The sequence below is a fragment of the Actinoplanes sp. NBRC 101535 genome (assembly GCF_030269225.1).
Classification (GTDB): domain Bacteria; phylum Actinomycetota; class Actinomycetes; order Mycobacteriales; family Micromonosporaceae; genus Actinoplanes; species Actinoplanes rectilineatus.
Genome location: NZ_BSSY01000027.1, coordinates 100,780 through 107,916, shown reverse-complemented (window position 1 = coordinate 107,916; position 7,137 = coordinate 100,780). Strand labels below are relative to the sequence as shown.

The 7,137-nt window shown below is 70.3% G+C and carries 6 protein-coding genes; 2 read left to right on the top strand and 4 right to left on the bottom strand.

Going from position 1 to position 7,137, the window contains the following annotated elements:
• From QSK32_RS42335 to QSK32_RS42325, 3 genes are all read right to left on the bottom strand, one after another.
• Nucleotides 1–127 (bottom strand): helix-turn-helix domain-containing protein (locus QSK32_RS42335; RefSeq protein ID WP_285475150.1); only part of this gene is annotated, 127 nt, incomplete at its 3' end.
• A 386-nt stretch (nucleotides 128–513) separates the two neighbouring features.
• Nucleotides 514–1,131 carry a hypothetical protein gene (locus tag QSK32_RS42330; protein WP_045741023.1) on the bottom strand — a complete coding sequence of 206 codons (618 nt, stop codon included), beginning with the start codon at nucleotides 1,129–1,131 and terminating at the stop codon, nucleotides 514–516.
• 1 nt (nucleotide 1,132) lies between these two features.
• Complete coding sequence (locus QSK32_RS42325; RefSeq protein ID WP_285475146.1) at nucleotides 1,133–2,302, bottom strand: hypothetical protein; 1,170 nt, start codon at nucleotides 2,300–2,302, stop codon at nucleotides 1,133–1,135.
• 307 nt (nucleotides 2,303–2,609) lie between these two features.
• Here QSK32_RS42325 and QSK32_RS42320 point away from each other — a divergent pair, with 307 nt between their 5' ends.
• Nucleotides 2,610–3,380: a hypothetical protein gene (locus QSK32_RS42320; protein WP_157410878.1), complete on the top strand. Its 771-nt coding sequence runs from the start codon at nucleotides 2,610–2,612 to the stop codon at nucleotides 3,378–3,380.
• 11 nt (nucleotides 3,381–3,391) lie between these two features.
• Entirely contained in the window at nucleotides 3,392–4,105 is a 714-nt protein-coding gene (locus QSK32_RS42315) for a hypothetical protein (protein WP_285475145.1), read from the top strand.
• Between the two features lie 124 nt (nucleotides 4,106–4,229).
• On the opposite strand, the gene QSK32_RS42310 is transcribed toward QSK32_RS42315, so the two are convergent.
• Nucleotides 4,230–6,887, bottom strand: coding sequence for a COR domain-containing protein (locus QSK32_RS42310; RefSeq protein WP_285475144.1), 2,658 nt, complete (start codon nucleotides 6,885–6,887; stop codon nucleotides 4,230–4,232).
• Between the last annotated feature and the right edge of the window lie 250 nt (nucleotides 6,888–7,137).

The window sequence follows — 7,137 nt, the reverse complement described above, 5'->3', positions numbered from 1 at the left end:
TGCGGGCCTGCAACGCCAGGTTGTAGACCTTGCGCACGCAGCCGAACGTCCGGTTCAGCAGGTCAGCCTGCTCCGGAGTCGGGTAGAAGCGGAACTTGAAAGCCCGCTTCACCGTGCGCTTGGACATTCCTCACATGTTAGCACGCTTGTTTGTAACCGATCTTGCGGGCGGGCTGCGGGTAGACGCCGAGTTCGCCTTGACGGCGAATCGGCTACCCCTGACCTGCTCCGCAGGAGTCCGTTTCCTCTCCGGCCTGAAGGCCGGAGTATCCACGGAGGCATCTGATGACACGAGGGCACCGCCCCGTTTCCAGCAGCCGGGGAAGGCGATCCGGTCCTTGCCGATCCCCCCGCTCACCGGTGAGGTGCCGGCGGATCCGGGTCACCGACCCGGCGGTCCGGGCCGGTGACGACCACTTCGTCACCGGGGCGGGCGGCCGGCGCCCAGGCCGACGCCGGCGACGACGTGCTGACCCAGGTCGCGCCGACCAGGCGATGTACCGGGCCACGACCTCATCCCAGGATCACCTCCCGCGTCCACCGCAGCGTCGTGTCACCGCACCCCTCGACGGCCGGACTGCCGATCACCAGGTCGGCCGCGAGCCGGCGCGGCTGCCAGCCACCAGCGATGCTGTAGCGGGCGTCCAGGACCGACGCGGTGAACCGCCAGGTGCCCCGGGCTGCGGCGTCGTCGCAGATCAGCTCGCCCCGGGGCAGCTCGCCCTCGGCCGTCCACGTCTCGCCGGTCAGCACCATCGGCGCCGGGACCCGGCCGGTCCAGCCGTCCACGCCGACACAGACCGGGATGCCGTCGCAGCCGGTCAGGCGTACCGTCGCGGTGCTGAAACCGGCGCAGTCCTGAAAGTTCTCGCACTCGGCGATCGCCAGCTCGAAGGTGTCCTTGCCGGCCGTGCTCAACGCGGCGGGGATGCTCGCCGCGGAGACGTCCACGGTCTGCTCCCGGGCCGCCCGCAGCGCCTGCTCGGTCCGTGACAGCCGGTCCCGCAACGCGTCGGTCCGGCTCTCGGTGCGACGGGCCGCCTCCACCCGCATCACGGCGGTGACGACCGACCCCAGACAGACCACCATCATGGCCGCGAACAGCACGACGATCACCCGTAGCGAACTCATCCTAGGTCCACATCATGATCAGGCCGGACAGGCAGCCGGCCAGCACGAGCGACATCAGCAACGCGACCTTCCGGTACCGGCGGCGCTCGGCCGGGGTGGGCGGCGACGGCAACGGCGACGGCGACGGCGGTGGCACCGGCTGCGGGGTGATCTCTCGCAGTCGCTCGCGGAGGGTGCGTTCCAGGTCGTCGGGCGGGGCGTCACCCGGCGGGCGCTCCCAGCCGGTGACGCTGACCTCGCCGACCCCGGACTCGGGCAGGTGCACCAGGCGCGGATCGGGCCCGGCGTGCCGCAGACCGAAACGCTCCTCGAGGTCGTCGCGCAGGGTGATCCAGCGGGCCAGCAACTCCTCCAGTTCGGCCGGGCCGAGACGGTTCAGCCGGTCGGCGAGGGTCGGGCCGGGCAGCTCGGAGTGCACCAGCACCGGCAGGTGCCGTTCGTCGTCGAGGGTGAGGCCGCGGTCGTACCAGCGGGGCACCACCACCTCGGCCGGCAGTCCGCCCCGGGCCCGCAGCCCGGACAGCATGTCGCAGCGTTCCCGCAGGCCACCGGCGGGCTGATCGACGAAACAGTCGACCACCCGCGACCCGGCCGCGGTCGCCAGCCGGAACGACACGCTCTCTCCGGAGAGCCGGGCCGCCGCCGGCCGGTTGCCGCCGTCCACGACCAGCCAGCCGTCGCAGATCTCCGACGAACTGAACGCCGGCCGCCGTCCGGGATCCTCGGTGCTCTCCCCCGCGTCCAGTGCCTTCACCACCACCGTCTCGATCAGGCAGGTGCGGCGCAGCGGCGCGATCCGCCGCAGGCTCCCGTCCGGCAGACGCTCGGCCAGCGAGATCGTCCAGCGGAACCCGATCCGCCCACCCGGGAGTGCCCACCCGGGCATCTGCCGCCGCGGCGCCAGGAAGCGGCCACCGGATGCCAGATCCAGGCCGCCGGGCGGCAGCGCGGGCAACCAGTTCATCGCCATCCGGTGGGCGTGCCCGCCGGGATCCGGCATCGCCGGCACCACCTCGACCCCGTCGACCACCACCGGGCGCCCGGACCGGTTGGTCACCACCGGCGACGGCAGCGCCACGATCATCCGCCCACCGTCCAGGCGGAACACCCGGCGCGCGACCCCGTCGCTCCCCCCGGCGAACTCCAGCTCCACGTCCAGCCGGCTCCGCACCCTCGTATCCACGCTCATGAGCAGCCTCCGACGCCTCGAAGAAGACCCCCGGCGATCCCGCCACCTCGACCTTAAGGCCGGAAAACCCCCGGTTTCGTCGCCCTTCAGAGGGATTGCCGTCCTTCATTTCCGGTACGCGGAAAGCACCGTCCCGTGTCCGTCCTCGACCCGGCCCCGTGCCACCCGACCGGATGATCACCCGGTCGGACGGATGTCGCCGCGTCCGGCCGCGCGACCCGGCTCGCGCTCCCCATGCTGGTCGCACCGCGCGCCGCCACGGCCGCCACCGAGGGGAAGTCAGAGACGCATGCCCGTTCGTTTGTCCAGCCGCCGAGTCCTCGCCCTGGTCGTGGCGCCGATGCTGGCCGTGGCCGCCGGGGTCCCCGCCCTGGCCGCCCCGGCGTCCCCGGAGCCCGGGCGGCACCGCCCCAGCTGGCTGTGGCGGTGGTTCGGTGTCGCCCTGCCCTCCAGCACCTGCGACGACCCGGTGCCGGTCGGCAAGGCCGCTCCGACGATCCGGGTGGAACGTCTCGCGTCGCTCCAGTTCTGCTTCACCGGGTTCGCGCCGGGCGACGAACCCCGGTTGCACCTGCCCACCCCCGACGGGGGCAGCACCGAGTGGCCGGGCCGGCGCCACGGGAACGTCTGGACCTGGTCGTGGGAGACCGAGGACGTCGCCACCGTCCTGCCCCGGCCCGGCACCTACCGGTTCCGGGTGACGGCCCCGCATTCCCCCACCGGCACCGGTCGCATCGTGGTTCGGCCCGCCTCCCGTCCCCATGCGATCTTCACCGAGAACCTGCTGTTCGGCAGCACGGTGACCGCTACGGCGGTCGGGTACCGCCCCGGCGCCCCCATCCTGGCGAGCGTCTACAGCAACCGCCAGGGTGAGCGGCTGCGCCTGATCGAGGATCTGCCGCCGGTGATCGCCGATCGTTTCGGCGAGGGCATCGTCCGCTGGAGCGTGCCGTTCTCCCCGGCCCCCGAGGGCTACATGCTGCTGCTCGAGCCGATCGACCCGAACAATCCGAACGAGTGTTTCCAAGACCTCTGCGCCGGGATCGGGGGCGACTATTGAGCCGCCGGACGGTGCCGCGGCCCTCTCCCGAGGCGCCCACGCCGGAGCCGCGGGTCACGCTCCTCGACGGGCTGATCAAGTACGCGGTGCCGCTGCTCGGCGTCGTCGGCGCCGTCCTGTTCGGGACGCTGCGCCTCGCCTACGTCTTCTTCTACCAGCCGCTGCGGGCCACCCCGGAGGAGGTCGGGTACGGCTACCTGGAAGTCCTGTCCAGCCAGTTGGCCGGCACCGTGGAGCTGGTGCTGCTGCTCACCACGGTCCTGATGGCGACCGCCCTCGGCGCCACCGCCCTGCGCCACACCGCCGGAGGCCGCTGGCGGGCGGCCCTCGCCGCGCCGAGCCGGGCGGCCCTCACCCGGCTGGCGCGACGCTGCGCCCTCGCCGCACTGATCGTCGTGCTGGCCCTGCTTCCCGTGCTCGCCTGGCTGTTCGGCACCGAGGCCCGGCACGGCTCCGCGGTCCGCAACATCTACCTGCTGCGGTTCGTCCGGATCCCGGTGCTGGCCGTCCAGGCCAGCCCGGCAACGGTCACCTGGACCGCGCCGTCGCGTCCCGGCCTGCCGGAGATGAGCGGGTGCCTGCTCTATCTGGGACAGTCCGGCGGCATCACGGTGTTCTACGACGTCGCCGACCAGGAAAGCATCCGGGTGCCGTCGGTCCAGATCATGGTGAATCTGCCCTACGCCGAGGCCGTCCCCGCGACATGCGTCCCGGCCGACCGGTGAGACCGTCTCCCGTCGGTCAGCCGGCTCGGCGCCCCGGAATCCCGTTCGGTGAGCGCCGCCGCCACCTGTGCCGTGTCCATGTCGAAGATCATTCCAAAGGGGTACGACAGTTCCGGCGGTCCCCTCAGCCCTGGCCGGTGCCCCGTGACGTGGCGGGCACGCTGTCCGGCCGATGGCGCTCCTGCTCGTCACCGCGGTAGGAGAGATATCCGAACACCAGGCCGACGACGGTGAGGAGCACCGAGATCAGGGCGACCACCCCGTTGAACGTCGGATGCCGGAAGAGGCCGAACCGGCCCGCGTCCCCGCCGCCGTCGTCGTCGCCCAGCCGTAGTTCGAGCGTCCGGACGTCCGCCCCGGAGTGCACCAGGTCCCGGTCCGCCTTACGTTCCACGCCGTCGAGCAGGCGCCCGATCGGGAACTCGACGATCAGTCCCTGCGGGATCACCGCCTCCCGTCCGGCCGCCTCCAGGTTCAGCAGGTGGTGGTACGGCACCCACACGCCGGGATGCTCCGGCACCGGCACCTGCTCGTCCCCGGCCAGCCCCGGCAACGTCTGCTCGATCTTGCGCAGCTCGGCCCGGATCGCGGTGAGCAGGCCCCGGCGGCCGTTCTCCGGGCCGGACACCTTGATGGTGAGCACCGCGTCCTCGTGGTCGACCCGGATCAGCGCCCGGTTGTTGTCCATCGCGAGCACCACGCCGGTACGCCAGACCGTCGACCTGCTGATCAGGTGGTGCAGCCGGACGATCAGCCGGCCGATCACACTGGTCGGCAGGATCCCGTACCGCACGGTGAAGTGCAGGGAGCCCGCCCAGGAACCGGTGTCCGGCTCCTCCTTGGTCAGCAGGTCCGGGATCAGGAACACCTCGTCCGACTCGTAGCAGAGCTCGAACTTCTTCATCATCGCGATGATGAACGGCCGCTTGTCCGGCCAGTAGTCCCCCTCGCCGAGGACGGCGTCGATGTCCGCCCAGGAGAGCAGCCCGCGCGCCTGGGCGGCCCGGTGCGAGTTGAGCAGGTGGTAGACCCCGCCGGTGACCCAGCTCGGATTGAGGATGTTGGTGTCCCGGAGCCGGTTGTCGTTGCGGAAGCAGAGGACCGTGCCGAGGTCGTGCAGGAACTCGACGAGCACCTCCTGCGACTCCGCCGTGTTCACCCCGTGCCGCCGGCACAGCTCCTGGTACTCACTGAACGGCAGGTAGTCGTCGTCGAGCTTCTCCAGGTGCTGTTTGACGTCGAAGAAGGAGGCGGGCAGCAGGTCCCGCACATGTTTCAGGTCGCCGATCGCCCGGCTCAGCGACGCCCCCAGCTCGTCGATGCCGACGCCGGCGGCACACGACGTCTCCACGATGTCCACGATGTTGGGGTACTTGCGCCGCAGACCGGGCTTGTCGACGTCCAGCCCGAACTTCTCGCACTTGTTGCCGACCAGGATCACCGGCGACCGTTCCGACAGGCCCTGGATGAGCTTCAGCCAGTACTCGATCCGGTTCTGCTCCTCGCTCTGCCGCGCGTCCACCACCAGCAGGTAGACACTGCGCCGGGTGAGGAAGAACTGGTGGGTGGCGTGCATGATCTCCTGGCCGCCGAAGTCCCACAGATTCACCGCGATCGCGGACGGCCCGGCCTGGAGATCCCAGCGGGTCACGTCGATGCCCTCGGTCTTGCGCTCGTCCGGGTCGTAGTCGCCGCGGGTCAGCTGCCGGATCAGTGAGCTCTTGCCGACCGAGCCCTCCCCGACCACGAGCAGCTTGGCCTCGTTCAGCGGGCGCTGGTCCTGCCGGGTCCGGGCGAGGTATTCGCCGATGTGGTCCGGGCTGGCCGGCCGGGACAGGATCTCCGGCGGAATCGTCAGCCGGTTGCCGGCCAGCCCCAGATAGGACATCCCGGCAAGCCTGCCCGGATCGACCGCGATGCTGTCGATCCGATTTCCCGCCGCGTTCAGCGACACCAGCGACGGAATCTCGAAAACACTTCGCGGCAGTCGCGTCAACCGATTCCCGGAGATCAACAATCCACGGAGTCCGGTCAGCTTTCCGACACCCTCGGGAAGATCGGCGATCCGCTGCCCGGAGAAGTCGATCCATTCGATCAGCGGAAGATCGAAGAGCCAGTCCGGGATTCTTCCGATCTCTCCGCGGCCCGGCATGACCGCCGATCCGGACAGCCGGGTGAGCCGGTGGAGATCCGGCCGCCGATGGTGGGACTGCGGATCGAATCCGGCGCTGTAGGTGCCGGCATGACTCACATCGATCGTGCGGAGCCCGGTCAGCCGCCGTACCGACTGCGGAACCACTTTCAGGTTGGTCCCCGGTGCGACCAGATGCTCCAGACTCTTCGGCAGATGAAGCCGCGCCGCGGCACCGAGCGCGTTGAAACCGACGTCGAGCGCGGTCAGGTTCGCGAGGTCACGCAACGTGTAGGGAAGGTCCTCCAGCTGGCAGTCGGAGACCACGAGGCTCTCCAGCACGGCGAGCCGGCGGATGTCGTCGGGGAGGACACCCAGCGGAACACCGGACAGGCCCAGGTGACGCAGTCGCGGCATCTCCAGCACCAGCCGGGGGAACCCCGGAAGGGGATTGTTGGCCAGGTCCAACGTCTCGATGCCGAGTTCCACGATCCAATCCGGGACGGATCCGACGCCGCAGTTGACCATTTTCACCGTGTGCAGGCGGCGAATCTTGAGTATCTCCGGCGGGAATTCGCCGATGGCCTGACCCTCCATCACGAATTCCCCGGTCCGCCGGGCGGTCTGCAATGATTCGTGAAGGCGGTACATGATGGTGTCGATGTCGGAACTCCGGAATTAATATCGGATGGCCGCACGGGTTTTGACGCGTCATCCTACGCACGGAATTCACCGGACAGAACAGGCAACGAGCGCCGGTATCGCGGGGACACCCGTTCCGGGGACATACGGCGAACGCCCGGTATTCGGCATTCGCGGGCGGGCGTCGCCGGTGAGGTGTTCACCACCGGCGACGCCCGCCCCACCGACCCCGGCTCTCGCCGCCGCCGAGGCTCCGGCG